Origin of the sequence: Aestuariibaculum sp. M13 (assembly GCF_024723255.1) — a bacterium.
Lineage (GTDB): Bacteria > Bacteroidota > Bacteroidia > Flavobacteriales > Flavobacteriaceae > Aestuariibaculum > Aestuariibaculum lutulentum.
On record NZ_JANIAC010000001.1, the window covers coordinates 1,627,868 to 1,643,989 of the forward strand.

At 34.9% G+C, this 16,122-nt stretch carries 15 protein-coding genes; 12 read left to right on the top strand and 3 right to left on the bottom strand.

Annotated elements, in window-relative coordinates:
• The first annotated feature begins 31 nt into the window (after positions 1-31).
• The 10 genes from serS (at position 32) to NO995_RS07140 (ending at position 9,552) form a co-directional block, all read left to right on the top strand.
• Complete coding sequence (serS, locus tag NO995_RS07095; protein ID WP_258226868.1) at positions 32-1,303, top strand: serine--tRNA ligase; 1,272 nt, start codon at positions 32-34, stop codon at positions 1,301-1,303.
• A gap of 531 nt (positions 1,304-1,834) precedes the next feature.
• The gene (locus tag NO995_RS07100) at positions 1,835-3,613 is read left to right on the top strand and encodes a tetratricopeptide repeat protein (protein ID WP_258226869.1); all 1,779 of its coding nucleotides are present in this window, start codon (positions 1,835-1,837) and stop codon (positions 3,611-3,613) included.
• A gap of 89 nt (positions 3,614-3,702) precedes the next feature.
• Positions 3,703-4,026 (top strand): DUF4286 family protein, encoded by a 324-nt coding sequence (locus NO995_RS07105; RefSeq protein ID WP_258226870.1) that lies wholly within the window; start codon positions 3,703-3,705, stop codon positions 4,024-4,026.
• A 93-nt stretch (positions 4,027-4,119) separates the two neighbouring features.
• Positions 4,120-4,920, top strand: coding sequence for a 16S rRNA (adenine(1518)-N(6)/adenine(1519)-N(6))-dimethyltransferase RsmA (gene rsmA, locus NO995_RS07110; protein WP_258226871.1), 801 nt, complete (start codon positions 4,120-4,122; stop codon positions 4,918-4,920).
• A 3-nt stretch (positions 4,921-4,923) separates the two neighbouring features.
• Complete coding sequence (gene mgtE, locus NO995_RS07115; protein WP_240572644.1) at positions 4,924-6,333, top strand: magnesium transporter; 1,410 nt, start codon at positions 4,924-4,926, stop codon at positions 6,331-6,333.
• A gap of 187 nt (positions 6,334-6,520) precedes the next feature.
• Positions 6,521-7,456, top strand: a complete 936-nt coding sequence (locus NO995_RS07120; RefSeq protein ID WP_258226872.1) for a 2-hydroxyacid dehydrogenase — start codon at positions 6,521-6,523, stop codon at positions 7,454-7,456.
• 22 nt (positions 7,457-7,478) lie between these two features.
• On the top strand, positions 7,479-7,937 hold the full coding sequence (locus NO995_RS07125) for a DUF1801 domain-containing protein (protein WP_258226873.1): 459 nt from the start codon (positions 7,479-7,481) through the stop codon (positions 7,935-7,937).
• Positions 7,938-7,939: 2 nt separating this feature from the next.
• A complete protein-coding gene (locus NO995_RS07130; protein ID WP_258226874.1) occupies positions 7,940-8,326 on the top strand; it encodes a VOC family protein in 387 nt (128 codons plus the stop codon).
• Between the two features lie 30 nt (positions 8,327-8,356).
• Positions 8,357-9,121, top strand: a complete 765-nt coding sequence (locus tag NO995_RS07135) for a sulfite exporter TauE/SafE family protein (RefSeq protein ID WP_258226875.1) — start codon at positions 8,357-8,359, stop codon at positions 9,119-9,121.
• 71 nt (positions 9,122-9,192) lie between these two features.
• On the top strand, positions 9,193-9,552 hold the full coding sequence (locus NO995_RS07140; RefSeq protein WP_240572649.1) for a TM2 domain-containing protein: 360 nt from the start codon (positions 9,193-9,195) through the stop codon (positions 9,550-9,552).
• A gap of 41 nt (positions 9,553-9,593) precedes the next feature.
• Here NO995_RS07140 and NO995_RS07145 read toward each other — a convergent pair whose 3' ends face one another.
• The 3 genes from NO995_RS07145 to NO995_RS07155 form a co-directional block, all read right to left on the bottom strand.
• Complete coding sequence (locus NO995_RS07145; RefSeq protein ID WP_240572650.1) at positions 9,594-11,438, bottom strand: lysophospholipid acyltransferase family protein; 1,845 nt, start codon at positions 11,436-11,438, stop codon at positions 9,594-9,596.
• Between the two features lie 112 nt (positions 11,439-11,550).
• Positions 11,551-12,801: an aspartate kinase gene (locus tag NO995_RS07150; protein ID WP_258226876.1), complete on the bottom strand. Its 1,251-nt coding sequence runs from the start codon at positions 12,799-12,801 to the stop codon at positions 11,551-11,553.
• A 1-nt stretch (position 12,802) separates the two neighbouring features.
• Entirely contained in the window at positions 12,803-13,282 is a 480-nt protein-coding gene (locus NO995_RS07155; protein ID WP_258226877.1) for a GNAT family N-acetyltransferase, read from the bottom strand.
• A gap of 120 nt (positions 13,283-13,402) precedes the next feature.
• Between NO995_RS07155 and fbp the strand changes: the two genes are divergently transcribed.
• Positions 13,403-14,407, top strand: coding sequence for a class 1 fructose-bisphosphatase (gene fbp / locus NO995_RS07160; protein WP_240572653.1), 1,005 nt, complete (start codon positions 13,403-13,405; stop codon positions 14,405-14,407).
• A gap of 93 nt (positions 14,408-14,500) precedes the next feature.
• Positions 14,501-15,679, top strand: a complete 1,179-nt coding sequence (locus NO995_RS07165; RefSeq protein ID WP_258226878.1) for a tRNA modification GTPase — start codon at positions 14,501-14,503, stop codon at positions 15,677-15,679.
• Positions 15,680-16,122 lie beyond the last annotated feature (443 nt).

Sequence of the window (16,122 nt, forward strand, 5' to 3'; positions counted from 1 at the left end):
TCATTAAATTTGTCGCTTAAATTTTATACTCATGTTACAAGTCCCTTTTATTAGAGAAAACAAAGATTTGGTAATTAATCGCTTAGCAAAACGTAATATCGATGCGACTGAGATGATTAACAACGTTATTGTATTTGATGAAGACAGACGTCGAATTCAAACAGAATTAGATAACACCTTAGCTGAATCGAATGCGTTATCCAAAGAAATTGGAAACTTGTACAAGTCCGGAAAAGCTCAGGAAGCAAATGAGCTAAAGGAAAAAACAAGCGAGTTAAAAGAGCTTTCAAAAGAACTTACTGAGGCATTAAATACTAAATCAACCGAGTTGAATGAGTTGCTTTATAAAATTCCTAATGTACCTAATGATATTGTTCCGGCAGGTTCAAGCGAAGAAGATAATTTAGAGGTTTTCAGCGAAGGTGATATTCCAACATTATACGAAGGGGCTTTACCACACTGGGAACTGGCTAAGAAATACGATATTATCGATTTTGAATTAGGAAATAAAATTACCGGAGCAGGCTTTCCGGTTTATAAAGGTAAAGGCGCGCGTTTACAACGTGCATTAATTGCATACTTTTTAGATAAAAATACAGAAGCAGGTTACACAGAATTTCAGTTGCCGCATTTAGTGAATGAGGCTTCAGGTTTCGGTACAGGTCAGTTACCAGATAAAGAAGGACAAATGTATCATGTAACCGCCGATAATTTATATTTAATTCCAACGGCTGAGGTTCCTGGAACAAACATTTTTAGAGATGTGGTGCTTAATGAAAGCGAGTTGCCAATTGGAATTACTGGATATACACCATGTTTCCGTCGTGAGGCTGGAAGTTACGGAGCGCATGTAAGAGGGTTAAACCGTTTACATCAGTTCGATAAAGTTGAAATTTTACGTGTGGAGCACCCAAGTAAATCTTACGAGGCTTTAGATGGTATGGTAGAGCATGTAAAAACCATTTTACAGGAACTTAAATTACCATACAGAATTCTAAGATTATGCGGAGGTGATTTAGGGTTTACTTCGGCGTTGACTTACGATTTTGAAGTGTTTTCTACAGCGCAGGATCGTTGGTTAGAAATTTCATCGGTGTCTAATTTTGAAACCTTCCAGGCAAACCGTTTAAAACTACGCTTTAAAAACAGTGAAGGTAAAAACGAATTGGCACATACTTTAAATGGAAGTTCGTTAGCTTTACCACGTGTTTTAGCAGGAATTTTAGAGAATTATCAAACCGAAGAAGGCATCGTAATTCCTGAAGTTTTACAACCGTATACAGGTTTTAAAATCATTGATTAACAGAATAACAAAAATAGAGTAAAAAACTTACAAATTACTCGATTTTTTTGTTTTTAAATCGATAAAGTGTTAATTAGTGACGTTTTTTAACGATTAATTACCTTATTTCTTGGTGTTTATGATTTATTTTTCGAAGTTAGAAGTTCCAAAACTAAAAAATCTAACCTACCATGAAAAATGTTAAGCGCCTACTTATTCTTATCACGTTAATTTTTGTCGCTTCTAAAGTTTTATTTTCAGATGTTGATATTTTTCACTCTGAACATAAAACCGAGAGCGTTGCTAACTTAAAATAGCAGTTAACGGTTAGATTTCAATATTCTAAATATTTTTATAATTAAGTGTTCAATCTAAACTGTCTATCATCACTTATGTGGTGCAATTAAGACTGTCCCCAATCGAGTGTTACTTTCGTTTTAGACGGTAGTTAATAGAACATTAATTTTGGTTGGTTATGCCCGAATGTTATTCGGGCATTTTTTATTTTAGGAAGATGTCACTTCTACAAAGGGCATTTATTATATTTACGGTATGAGATGTCTTATTATTTTATTTCTAATAGTTAGTTCGGCTGCTTTTTCACAAAGTGATGTGCTGGCGCGCGAGTATTTTAATAATGGCGATTTCGAAAAGGCGTTATTTGAATACAAGAAGTTGTATGCCGAATCACCTTCAAATGTGAATTACATTAATCAAATTGTAACAACTCATCAGGAGCTTGAACAATATACTGAAGCAGAGGTATTTCTTTTAAAATTAATAGAGCGCATAAATTATCCGGCCTTTAAAGTCGATCTAGGTTATAATTATCAGCTTAAAGGCGATATGGAAAATGCCAGATTCTATTACGATGAAGCACTTAAAAGTATAGAAGAAAGACCGAGTAATGTATTTGCGGTTTCAAAAAGTTTTCAGAATCACACCTTATTAAACGAAACCATTCAGGCGTACGAAAAGGCTATGGTTTTAAACCCGGAGTATAATTTCAATTTGCAATTGGCACAATTAAATGGAGAGCTGGGAAATATTGAAGAGATGTTTGTTGGCTACGTCGATTTTGCTGAAGCCAATCCTATCGCATTAAGTAATGTAAAACGATTTATAAGTGAGTTTATAAGTGAGAACGGGGAGAATGAAAACAATGTCATTTTTAGAAAAATTCTGCTTAAAAAGTTACAACAGGAACCACAAATACTGTGGAATGAATTGCTGAGTTGGTTGTTTATTCAACAGAAGGATTATAATAAGGCATTTATACAGGAGAAGGCCATTTTTATGCGTCAGCCTGAAAGTCTCGATAAAATTGAAGATCTGGCAGAAATTACCATAAGTGAAGACGAACTGGACATTGCTAAAGATATTTTAATGTTCATTATTGAAAATGCTCAGGATACAGATGTATTACTCAATGCACATTATAATTTAATCCAGATTGAAACCAGGCAAACACCAAAGGAAGATTATTCGGCTATCGATAAAAAATATCAGGATTTATTTAATCAGTATGGGGTGTCCTTACTAACTTTTAAATTACAGTTGGGCTATGCTCACTTTTTAGCGTTTACAAATAATGAACCGGATAAGGCTACTAAATTTTTAGAAGACACTTTAAAATTGCCGTTAAATGAAATGCAAAAGGCAGAGGTTAAGTTAGAGCTTGGCGATATTTTAGTACTACAGGAAAAGTTCAACAATGCCTTAATTTATTATACTCAGATTCAACGTAATTTAAAAAATAGCACTATTTCTCAGGAAGCACGTTTTAAAGTTGCAAAAACGAGTTATTATAAAGGTGATTTTAAATGGGCGGAATCACAGCTAAATATTCTTAAAGCCTCAACATCACAATTAATAGCTAATGATGCGTTAGATTTAAAACTCCTGATTACCGATAACAAATACGATTCAGATTCTTTACAGACGGCATTAAAACTTTATGCTAAAGCCGACTTGTTGGCATTTCAAAATAAGGAAGAAGAGGCAATAAGTTTACTTAATAAAATTCTGAATGAACATAAAACCGAAGCGATAATTCCTCAGGCCTTGTTTAAGCAAGCCCAGCTGTTTGAAGCTCTTGAACAGTTTGAACAGGCTAAAGCCAATTATGAAGCTATAGTAGAAAATTATAGTGATGGTATTTTAGTTGATGATGCACTTTTTAGTATAGCCGATATTTATGAGCATATTCTCAATCAGCCGGAAAAAGCTAAAAGCTATTATGAACAAATTATATTTAATCATGCCGACAGCATTTACTTTGTAGATGCCAGAAAACGCTATCGGGCCTTACGTGGCGATTTTATTAATTAGCCTTAAATTAACTTTAAACTCCAATTTTAAGGTAAATTTACTTTGATGCTATTGCAGAACTACTGTACTTTGCAAAAAATAGTTTCATTATGTACATATACAACGTTACCTCAAATATAGAAGAATCGATTCACGAGCAATGGTTAGCATGGATTAAAGAGCATATTCCACAGGTATTATCTACTGGAAAATTTAAAACAGCCACCTTAACGCGAGTATTGGTAGAAGAAGAAATGGGAGGTGTTACGTATTCAGTGCAATACAGAGCAATTTCTCGAGAGGCTTTAGATGAATATTTTAGAGACCATGCGGCTGTGCTAAGAAACGATGCTGTAAAACGATTTGGAGATAAAGTGTTATCGTTTAGAACAGAGTTACAAATTGTAGACGAGTATACGGTAGACTTTAAGTAAACCCTGTTTTTAGGAATTCAGCTTGAATTCATTGTAAACTCAGGTATTCCGGATTATAAAACTTACTTTTGCATTTAAAATATTCTATATTCTGTGGCAAATAATTCCAATCAATATCAGGTAAAAGCTAAAAAGCATTTAGGACAACATTTCTTAAATGACGAAAGCGTAGCACAAGACATCGCAGATACCCTTACATTAAACGGTTACAAATCTGTTTTAGAGATTGGTCCGGGTATGGGTGTACTTACAAAATATCTGCTTAAAAAAGACATTACAACGTATGTGATTGAAATTGATACGGAGTCGGTAGAATATTTACAGGCTAATTACCTGAATTTAGCACCAAGAATCATTGAAAAGGATTTTTTAAAGTACGATTTAAACGAAATTTTTAAGGGAGAGCCTTTTGCAATTATAGGAAACTATCCTTATAATATTTCAACACAGATTGTTTTTAAAATGTTGGAGATGCGCGACCAGATTCCGGAGTTTTCAGGCATGTTTCAAAAAGAGGTTGCCGAACGTATTTGCTCTAAAGAAGGCAGTAAGGTTTATGGTATTTTATCTGTTTTGGCTCAGGCATATTATGATGCCGAATATTTATTTACGGTACCGCCAAATGTGTTTAATCCGCCACCAAAGGTCGATTCAGGAGTGATGCGATTAATCCGTAAAGCCGATTACAGTTTGCCATGCGACGATGCTTTATTTTTTAAAGTAGTAAAAGCCGCATTTCAGCAGCGAAGAAAAACCATTCGTAATAGCTTAAAAACATTCGATTTAAGCGATAATTTAAAAGCAAATAGTATATTTGATAAACGCCCGGAACAATTAAATGTTCAGCAGTTTATAGAACTTACTCAATTAATAGAAAACGATATTAAAGCATAGCATTTGGCAGAAGAAACAGAAAACATACAATTTGAGCTAACGGACGATTTAGTAAATCAGGTAGAAAGTCTTATCCGTCTAAACCGCGATAAGGACCTTAAAAACCTGTTAGACGATTTCCATTACGCCGATATTGCCGAGATTCTTGATGAACTGGATCTCGAAGAAGCGATGTATGTTATTAAACTTCTGGATTCTGAAACCACGGCAGATATTTTAATGGAGCTCGATGAAGACAATCGGGAAAAAGTCCTTAGAAATTTATCGACCAAAGAAATTGCCGAAGAAATTGCCGAGCTGGATACCGATGATGCCGCCGACATTATTGCCGAACTTCCAGAAGAACGTCGTCAGGAGGTAATCTCACAAATTGAAGACGAAGATCATAAGGCTGAAATTACAGAACTTCTTAAGTATGATGAAGATTCTGCCGGCGGACTTATGGCAAAAGAGCTGGTAAAGGTTTATGACACCTGGACGGTGGCTGGTTGCTTACGTCGTTTGCGCGGACAGGCCAAAGAAGTAACCCGTGTACATTCGGTGTATGTGGTCGATAAGCAGGAAAAACTTGTTGGTCGTTTGTCGCTAAAAGACTTAATTGTTGCTAAAAACGAGCAGAAAATTGCCGATATCTATATTTCCAGTGTAGATTATGTTAATGTTAACGACGATGCCGAAGATGTGGCAAGGGTGATGCAGAAATACGATTTGGAGGCTATTCCCGTGGTGGATGATGATATGAAGCTTTTAGGTAGAATTACCATCGACGATATTGTCGATGTTATGAAAGAAGAGGCCGAGCGTGATTACCAGTTAGCTGCCGGTATCTCGCAGGACGTAGAAGCCGATGATAGTATTTTCGAACTCACCAAAGCACGTTTGCCATGGTTACTTATTGGCATGTTTGGCGGACTTGGAGCAGCGGCAATTATTACTGTATTTCAATCGGCAATAAGTGACTTAACAAAAATAAGTGACTTAACATTAATGAAGGAATTGGCAATGCTAACTTCTTTCGTGCCTTTAATTCAGGCAACTGCAGGGAATGTGGGGGTGCAATCTTCAGCCATTGTCGTGCAGGGTCTGGCTAACGATACCATTGACGGCAAAATATTTAAACGTTTATTTAAAGAGTTTTTACTGGGATTGATTAATGGTTTAGGTATTGCATTAATCGTTTTGCCAATAACACACTTTTTATTCGATACCCCATATTTAGTATCAACTACAATTTGTATAGCTCTCATAGCAGTTATTGTTATTGCCGCTCTAATAGGAACTTTTATTCCTATTTTCCTTGATAAAAGAGGTATCGATCCAGCTGTAGCAACAGGGCCTTTTATCACTACAAGTAACGATATTTTCGGTATTTTAATTTACTTTTCAATCGCTAAACTTATTTTAGGATTTTAATGTTTTGGGCGTTACCCTTCGTCTAAGCTCAGGGTCGGGCTGTTCGCTAAATCTTTTCTTCGTGCTGAAATTCTTCAGCATCTCAAAAAAGGATATCGCTGCCATCCCTAACGGGACCTATTATTTGTCATACTGAACTTGTTTCAGTGTCTCGATTATCGTTATTTTTGTGGTCTAATTATTTCACATGAAAATCCTTCATTTAGACACCAATCACGAGCTTATGCTAAATCAGTTAAACGATTTAGGATTCACCAATCATGAAGATTATGCTTCTTCAAAGGAAGCAGTCGAAGTAAAAATTTCAGATTATGATGGTATTATTCTTCGTAGCCGCTTTACCATCGATAAGCAATTTTTAGATGCTGCAACGAATCTTAAATTCATCGGTCGCGTTGGTGCTGGTTTGGAAAATATCGATTGCGATTATGCCGAGCAAAAAGGCATTACACTTATCGCTGCACCAGAAGGAAACCGCAATGCGGTTGGCGAGCATGCTTTAGGTATGTTGTTGTCGTTATTCAATAAACTAAATAAGGCCGATCGAGAAGTGCGACATGGCCAATGGTTACGTGAAGCCAACAGAGGCATAGAGCTTGATGGCAGAACGGTTGGAATTATTGGTTATGGAAATATGGGGAAATCCTTTGCTAAAAAACTTCGCGGGTTTGATGTCGAGGTATTGTGTTATGACATAAAAGATGGTGTTGGTGATGCCAATGCGAAACAAGTGAGTTTAGAAGAATTTCAGGAAAAGGTAGAAGTGGTTAGCTTACATACACCACAAACTCCATTAACCTTACGAATGATTAATTCCGATTTTATTAATGGATTTAAAAAGCCGTTTTGGTTTATAAACACTGCACGGGGCAAAAGTGTTGTGACTCAGGATTTGGTAGACGCCTTAAAATCAGGTAAAATACTAGGAGCAGGTCTTGATGTATTAGAATACGAAAAAGCATCGTTCGAAACGTTGTTTTCTTCAGAGTTGCCGGAGGCATTTCAGTATTTAATCGATTCAGAAAATGTATTGCTAACACCACATGTTGCCGGATGGACTATAGAGAGTAAAGAAAGATTAGCCCAAACTATAGTCGATAAGATTAAAGCTAAATTTTGTTAACTTTAGGAAACTAAAGTTAATTATGCAATATCAAGCTGAAACACCAGAGGCATACATAAAGCAAGTTCCTGAAGAGCGTCAGGAAGCATTGAGAAAACTTCGAGAAACTATCAATAAAAATCTTCCGGAAGGATTTCAGGAAGGTATACAATATGGTATGATTGGCTATTTTGTACCGCATACCATCTATCCCGATGGTTACCATTGTAAACCAAGTGAACCTTTGCCATTTATGAGTTTTGCTTCACAGAAAAATTCGGTGAACCTCTATCATATGGGGGTGTATGCAGTTCCGGAAATTTACGATTGGTTTGTGAGTGAATATCCAAAACATTGCAAACGTAAACTGGATATGGGTAAAAGTTGCATTCGGTTTAAAAAAGTAGAGGATATTCCTATTGATTTAATTGCAGAGCTATGCACGAAACTTACCCCTGAGCAATGGATTGTTATCTACGAGACTAACATTAAAAAGAAGTAATTATGAAGAAACGTGTTACAGGTATTGGCGGATTGTTTTTTAAATCGAAAGATCCAAAGGCTTCCAAGGATTGGTATAAAAAACATTTAGGGTTTAATACAGACGATTACGGGTGTACCTTTTGGTGGAAAGATACCGAAGGGAATGATTGTTCCACACAATGGAGTCCGTTTCCTGAGGATACAAAATATTACGAGCCTTCAAAAAAGGATTTTATGTTTAATTATCGGGTTGAGAATTTAGCTGAATTATTAGAAACTTTAAAAGCCGAAGGCGTTACTGTTGTAGGAGATATGGAAGAATACGATTACGGTAAGTTTGGCTGGATTCTGGATAATGAAGGCAATAAAATAGAACTTTGGGAGCCCATGGATAAAGCCTTTTTGTAATTTAGTATTCCAAACAAACATGTTATACCATTGAATTACTCAGACATTCTTCAGGCATTTAATCTTACTATATTTCAATGGGTGGCTATTGCCTTTGCAGCTTTTGTTTTAGGATTGTCAAAATCTGGAATTAAAGGTATAGGTATTATTATCATTCTTGTTCTGGCTTTTGTTTTTGGAGAAAAGGCTTCTACAGGTATTTTACTTCCTATGCTTATTGTGGCCGATATTTTTGCGGTGGTTTACTATAATAAACATGCCAAATGGAACTATATCTGGAAACTTATGCCGGCCATGGTAATTGGTGTATTAGTAGGTGTTTGGGTGGGTAATGATATTTCAGAAGAGCTCTTTAAACGCATTATGGCTATTATCATTATCGGTTCGGTATTTATTATGTTTTACACCGAAAGAAAACCGCTTAACGATGTGCCAAATAATGTTTGGTTTGCTTCATCGATGGGATTTTTAGCAGGTTTTTCTACCATGGTTGGTAATCTTGCAGGGCCAATTGCTAACATTTATTTTCTGGCAACACGATTACCAAAGAATGAATTTATAGGTACAGCAGCCTGGCTATTTTTTATAATAAACGTATTTAAATTGCCTTTTCACTTTTTTGTATGGCATACGGTAAGTGTAGAATCTTTAGTATTGAATTCCGTATTAATACCTTTTGTTATTATTGGTTTCTTTTTAGGAGCCTACGCCGTCAGGTTAATTTCAAATGTAAATTACAGACGCTTTATTCTTGTTGTTACGGCCGTTGGAGGTGTTATAATGTTATTCAGGTAATATATTGTTTACAATAGAATAGAATTTTTCACTAATTTTAGTGAGTCTAATCAATTAATAACGTTTTACTTATGTCAGAAGATAAAAATTTAAACGACGATTTAAAGGATAAAGCAAAGGAGTTTGCTGATGGAGCAAAGGAAACTGCTAAAGAATTTACCGAAGGTGCAAAGGAGGCTTACAGCAGTTTTGAGAATCCGGCTGAAAATAAAAAGATACTAGCAGGAATCTTAGCGATTTTAGTGGGTTATTTAGGAATTCATAAATTCGTTTTAGGCTATACTAAAGAGGGAATTATTCAGTTAATCGCAAGTGTTGTAACGTGTGGAATTGCCAGTATTATTCCTATTATTGAAGGAATCATTTATTTAACGAAAACGGATGCCGATTTTTATAACACCTATCAAGTTGGAAAGAAACCTTGGTTTTAATAAAATAAATCAAATAGAGCTATAAAAAAAGAAGAGAGCAATTAGTCGTTGCTCTCTTCTTCGTTATTACCATTCATAAACTTGCGTTCCAGTTCGGCTTGAAATTCTTCCATTACCGGTTTTACGGTGCTTTCAGGTAAATCGGCTATTTTAATGTACATCAGCCCATCTACCGAATTGTTAAATAGCGGGTCGACATTAAAAGCCACTAAACGCGCATTTTGTTTAATATATTTTTTAAGCAACACAGGCAAACGTAATGCTCCTGGCTCTACTTCATCAATAATTTTATCGAATTTATTTAAATCGGCTTCGGTTTCATCAAACACAAAGTCTTTATCGGCATCTTTCAGCTTGACCTTAAATTCCTTTTTCGGGCGCACATATTGTGCAATATATGGGTCGTAGTAATGCGATTTCATAAATTCAATCATCAACGATTTTGAGAAGTTTGAAAACTGATTACTAATACTAACGCCACCAATCAGGTATTTGTGTTCCGGGTAACGAAGCGTAATATGTACGATACCTTTCCATAACAGGAATAAAGGCATTGGTTTTTGCTGATACTCTTTAATAATGAACGCACGTCCCATTTCTATCGACTGGCTCATCATTTTATATAATTCGGGTTCGAACCTAAATAAATCCTGTAAATAAAACCCGTTGATGCCGTATTTTTCAAAAATTTGTGATCCTAATCCCATACGGTAGGCGCCAACGATAAGTTTGGTTTCATTATCCCATAAAAACATATGGTGATAATAGGTATCGAAATTATCTAAATCGATAGATTCGTTAGTGCCTTCGCCAACCTCTCTAAACGTGATTTCACGCAAACGACCAATCTCTCTTAATACATTTGGAATCTTTCCTGGCTCGGCTAAAAAAACCTCGTAGTTTTTACTTTGTAACAATCTGGCATCTTCTTCACGTAGCGCATCAACTTCTTTAGTCATTAAAGCGTTGTCTACCGGTGTTACAATATTTTTAGGAGGTTTTGGTGTTTTTAGAGTCGATGAAATATTGTCTAAAATTTTTGGTTTGTCTTCAAAAGCATTAGACAGCATATAGGTTTTACGTCTTAAAAATTCTGAGAAATCGTCAAGATTTGCATATTCCTTTTGGTCGGCTACAGAAATAGGTCTGCCTATACGTACTTTAATAGTACGGCGTTTTTGTGTTAGTAACTCCGAAGGTAATTTGGCCGTTCTTAGTGTATCACTAATTTTCGAAAGTTTGTAAAACAGTTTACTGTTTTTAGCATGAAAGTAAATAGGGACCACAGGAACTTCTGCTTTTTTAACCAGTTTCATGGCAGCTTCTTCCCATGGGCGATCGACAACCAGTTTGCCGTCGCGATAGGTTGAAACTTCTCCGGCAGGGAAAATACCAAGCGGATGCCCTTCTCTTAAATGTAGAATAGCGTTTTTAAATCCGGCAAGACTTGATTTGGCATCTTTTCGGTTTTCAAATGGGTTTACCGGCATAATGAAAGGAACCAATGGCTCAATTCTATGCAGTAAAAAGTTGGCTATAATTTTAAAATCTTTGCGTTGTTCAAGCATCAATTTTAAAAGTAAAATACCGTCTATTCCACCCAGTGGGTGGTTTGAAACGGTGATATACGCCCCGTCTTTAGGTAAACGTTTTAAATCCTCTTCAGGTATTTCAAATTTTATTTTAAAATCATCTAAAATAGCATCCAAAAATGGAAGTTCGTTTAAATGTTTATTGCGGTTGTAAATTTTGTTGAGTGTAGAAATTTTAAGCACTTTCATAAGGAGCCATCCTAAAAAAGTACCTATAAAACCATATTTCGCTACATGTATTACTTTAGCGACTTCTTTGGCAGTAACCAACCCTGTATTTTGCTGTTTAGTCATGGGTGTAAAAGTACTAAATTGTTTATTTACTCAATAATTGAGATTTAAAATCCTTTAAAGTTTGCTGTAAAACAGGTAGGTTGTTAAACCTTAATTAGTTGGCTTTTAAATTTTACTCGCTAACAATTTGTACGGTTTCTTGAGTTAATTGTTTTAATAATATTGTTTTGTCTTTTTCAATTTGGTCGATGGCTAATTGATTATAATGTCTGATAGTGTATAGTGAAACATTCTCTTGACAAGTTACCTTAAATTTTGCTTTTAAATGATGTAGTAATTTTTCAAGATTGTTATAATTGTCATCAACGCAAACCGAAAAACTAATCGCGGAATTTTGAATAACATCTACTTTCATTTTGTATTGATGCAGTAAATTAAAAATCTCGCTAATGTTCTCTTCAACGATATACGAGAAATCTAACGATGATAGCGATATTAATACCTGATTTTTTTTCACAATAAAACAGGGAATCATCGGGTCGAGGGTAATGTTTTTGCCAATGCGAGTTCCTGCTGCTTCTGGTTGTAAAAACGATTTAACGTATAGCGGAATTTCTTTTGCCTGTAACGGTTGTAGGGTTTTCGGGTGAATAACCGATGCGCCGTAAAAAGCCAATTCTATAGCTTCTCGATAACTTATTTTGTTTAACAACTGCGCGTTTTCGAAAAATCTCGGATCTGCATTTAAAACACCAGGCACATCTTTCCAGATAGTAACACTGTTCGCATTTAAACAGTAAGCGTAAATAGCTGCTGTATAGTCGCTGCCTTCACGTCCTAACGTAGTTGTGAAATTATTATCGTCACTTCCTAAAAAGCCTTGCGTAATGTTTAATGTTTGATGATTAAATTGTTTTGTAATGCGTTCTTGAGTGGCTTCCCAGTTTACATGTGCGCGTCTGTAATAATTGTCGGTTTTTATATGGTTTCGAACATCAATCCAATTAGTTGTAATGCCAATACTGTTTAAATATTCGCTGACAATGGTTGTGGATATAAGTTCGCCAAAACCGATAATCTGATCGTAAACAAAATTATAATCGGGCGATTTATTACTTTTTAAAATGCTGTTAAGTTCGTCCAATAATGATTTTACTTTCGCATAAACCTGGTGTGAATCGTCTTCAAAAAGTGTTAAGAGGATTTCGTTGTGGTATTTAATAACATCCTGAAGGGAGCTTTGCAATTCTGGTTTGTTATCAAAATAGTTTTTAATAACAAGTTCTAAGGCATTGGTTGTTTTTCCCATAGCCGAAACCACAATCAGGGTGTTTTTGTACCCTGTTTTTCGAAGTACAGATGCCAGGTTTTTTACACCTTCAGCATCTTTAACCGATGCACCACCAAATTTAAATACCTGCATGTTATAAGTTCGCTATATAATCTTTTATGCCTTGCTCGCTTAAATGTACAACATTCCAATCTCTTAATACATGGGCTCCTTTTTTCTCGTAAAGATTTATTGCAGGAGTGTTCCAGTCTAAAACTTCCCAGTTAATACGTCTAACACCTAAGCTGTGACCAAATTTAACAACCTCGTCAAGTAAAGCTGTGCCAATACCAGAACCACGCATATCTTCACTAACCACTAAATCTTCGAGGTGTAATATGCGCCCTTTCCAGGTTGAGTAGCGGTGAAACATAATAGCCGTGCCTTGTACTTTACCATCTACTTCGGCAACCAGACATTCAAATGCAGGTTTATTTCCAAAGCCATCATTTTCAAGATCTTCAATGGTAACTTCAACGGCATCAGGTTCTTTTTCAAATATAGCGAGCTGGTTAATTAGTTCCAGTACGCGTGTCATATCTGCTTTAATAGCTTTTCTAATTGTGAAATTCATAATAATTAATAATTATTTCAAAGATAGTTTAAACTGTATTATTTAATTTGTTTTCTTAATTGAAAACGTTGTAGTTCATTAAAAAATAATGGATATTTGTACAAACTAAACCGTCGCTTTATGTCACATAAAAAACAAACATTAGGAGAATTTATAATTGAAAATCAAGCGTCTTTTAAATATTCTTCTGGTGAACTTTCCAGTCTCCTTAATTCCATTCGTTTAGCTGCAAAAATAGTAAACCACGAAGTTAATAAAGCAGGACTGGTTGATATTATTGGGGCTGCCGGAGATACCAATATTCAAGGTGAAGATCAGCAAAAGTTGGATGTTTACGCTAACGAAAAGTTTATTCAAACCCTTACCAAGAGAAATATTGTTTGTGGTATTGCCAGTGAAGAGGAAGATGATTTTATTACTATTAATAGTATTGATGAAAACCATGGTAACAAATATGTAGTATTGATTGATCCTTTAGATGGGTCTTCCAATATTGATGTAAATGTATCGGTAGGAACTATATTTTCAATTTATCGTCGAGTAACTCCGGTAGGGACGCCTGTTACTATTGAGGACTTTTTACAAAAAGGAAGCAAGCAGGTGGCTGCGGGGTATATCGTTTACGGAACATCAACCATGTTGGTTTATACTACTGGCGATGGAGTTAATGGTTTTACATTGAATCCGGCAATTGGGTCGTTTTATTTATCACACCCGAAAATGGAGTTTCCTGAAGATGGTTATATTTATTCAGTTAACGAAGGAAATTATCTTCAGTTCCCTCAGGGAATTAAAGACTATATTAAGTATTGTCAGAAAAATGAAGGAGACAGACCTTATACATCCAGATACATAGGCTCACTAGTTTCCGATTTTCATAGAAATATGATTAAAGGAGGTATTTATATGTATCCGCAAAGTTCTAAAAATCCTAAAGGAAAGTTGCGATTGCTTTACGAATGTAATCCAATGGCATTCTTAGCAGAACAGGCAAACGGAAAAGCCAGCGATGGATTTACTAGAATAATGGATATTCAGCCAACCGAGTTACACGAACGTGTGCCGTTTATTTGTGGAAGCAAAAATATGGTCGATAAATGTGAAGAGTTTATGAAGAATTCATAACATACAATATAATGATGTGAGGAAAGCGGACTGAGAAGTTCGCTTTTTTTGTGGGATAATATTTATATATTGGCTGAATTTTAAAATGTATTTATGAAAAACCTACTACTTACTTTATTAATTATTTTTTTAAGCTTTCATTGTGTTGCCCAAATTACTTATCAGAAAGGCTATTTTATTAATAAATCGGGAGATAGAATAGAATGTTTAATAAAAAACAGTGATTCCAAGAGTAATCCAATTGAATTTCAATATAAATTAAATGAGTTTAGTGACTCAAAAAGTATTTCTATCGAAGATGTGAACGAATTTGAAATTTACGAAAAATCAAAATTTCTTAAACGTATAGTTAATATCGATAGGTCTAGTGATGAAATTAGTAAGCTAAGTGATGAAAAGGATCCCGAATTTGAGCAAAGACAAATTTTTTTGAGAGTTTTGGTTGAAGGCAAAGCGACTTTGTATGAGTATGTGGAAGGAAATAAACTAAGGTTTTTTTATGGTTATGAAAACGAAGACATACAACAATTAGTTTACAAAAGGTATAAGACAAATTCAATAAGTGTTGCAACTAATAGTTATTATAAAAAGCAATTATGGGATATTTTAAGGTGTGAGGAAAAGCCAATAGCTAATATTCAAGAGGCCGATTACAAAAGAGGGGATTTGGTTAAGCTATTTATTACTTACAATGATTGTTCAAATTCAGAGTATGTTGAATTTGAAAGGAATCAAAATAAGATACTTGTTCAATTCAATATAAGACCGGGAATAAGTAGTAGTTCTTTAAGTATTCTAAGAGAAGCTCAAAGTTTTAAAAATGTTGATTTTGGTACGAAATTGAGTTTTAGGTTTGGAGCGGAGGTGGAATTTGTATTACCCTTTAATTCCAATAAATGGACAGTAATTTGTGAGCCCGCTTATTTTCGGTACAAAGCAGATAAAAAAATAAATACTATAGCGGAAGGAGCTAAAGTAGATTTTAGGTCATTTGAAATTCCGGTAGGAATACGTCATTATTTTTATTTAAATGATGAGTCTAGTTTATTTGTAAATGGCTCAATAGTTTTTAATCTTTCCAGTTCTGATATTGAATATGAAAATGCCGACGATTTGACTATTCAGCAGTCCAATAGTTTTGCATTTGGTATGGGGTATAAGTATAAAAGATGTTCTTTAGAATTTAGAAATGCTTTAAAGCGAACAGTAGTTCCGCATTTTGATTCCAGTTTAGGAATAATGTCATTAATTTTTGGGTACACGATTTTTTAAAGGGGATATTTAAAATATAATGAAAAGCGAACTTTTTAAAGTTCGCTTTTTTTGTTATATAGTTTTGTTTATACCGTTCCCCTTTGGTTCGGGATGTCCATCATATCATTTTAAGCTACTGTAAATAAAGTATAAGAAGAGGTTTTCGATAATACATATATAATAGTATACAATAAATTAGTAGGCAAACATAAAAAGGATGCCGCTTCCATCCCTAAGGCAAAATCATCTTCATATACAATATATAGTAGAGTTGTTATTATATATAGATACTATAAAACCGAAGGATTTTGTTGTAATCCAGGTATAACATTAAGTTGAATCAAAAATAATTTGGATGTAACTTATTGTAAATAAGCATTGGACAAAAAACTTTCAAAAAAAGGCGATAAAAAGTTTGTTTGGTAGAGAAAAAGGGTGGTATATTTGCAGCCCGTTAGCGG

Coding starts and splice junctions, on each gene's coding strand:
- NO995_RS07150 (WP_258226876.1), bottom strand. CDS start 12,801: ATGCAGGTATTTAAATTTGGTGGTGCATCGGTTAAAGATGCTGAAGGT.
- NO995_RS07140 (WP_240572649.1), top strand. CDS start 9,193: ATGTCAGAAGATAAAAATTTAAACGACGATTTAAAGGATAAAGCAAAG.
- NO995_RS07125 (WP_258226873.1), top strand. CDS start 7,479: ATGCAATATCAAGCTGAAACACCAGAGGCATACATAAAGCAAGTTCCT.
- fbp (WP_240572653.1), top strand. CDS start 13,403: ATGTCACATAAAAAACAAACATTAGGAGAATTTATAATTGAAAATCAA.
- NO995_RS07120 (WP_258226872.1), top strand. CDS start 6,521: ATGAAAATCCTTCATTTAGACACCAATCACGAGCTTATGCTAAATCAG.
- NO995_RS07130 (WP_258226874.1), top strand. CDS start 7,940: ATGAAGAAACGTGTTACAGGTATTGGCGGATTGTTTTTTAAATCGAAA.
- NO995_RS07145 (WP_240572650.1), bottom strand. CDS start 11,438: ATGACTAAACAGCAAAATACAGGGTTGGTTACTGCCAAAGAAGTCGCT.
- NO995_RS07165 (WP_258226878.1), top strand. CDS start 14,501: ATGAAAAACCTACTACTTACTTTATTAATTATTTTTTTAAGCTTTCAT.
- serS (WP_258226868.1), top strand. CDS start 32: ATGTTACAAGTCCCTTTTATTAGAGAAAACAAAGATTTGGTAATTAAT.
- NO995_RS07105 (WP_258226870.1), top strand. CDS start 3,703: ATGTACATATACAACGTTACCTCAAATATAGAAGAATCGATTCACGAG.
- NO995_RS07100 (WP_258226869.1), top strand. CDS start 1,835: ATGAGATGTCTTATTATTTTATTTCTAATAGTTAGTTCGGCTGCTTTT.
- NO995_RS07155 (WP_258226877.1), bottom strand. CDS start 13,282: ATGAATTTCACAATTAGAAAAGCTATTAAAGCAGATATGACACGCGTA.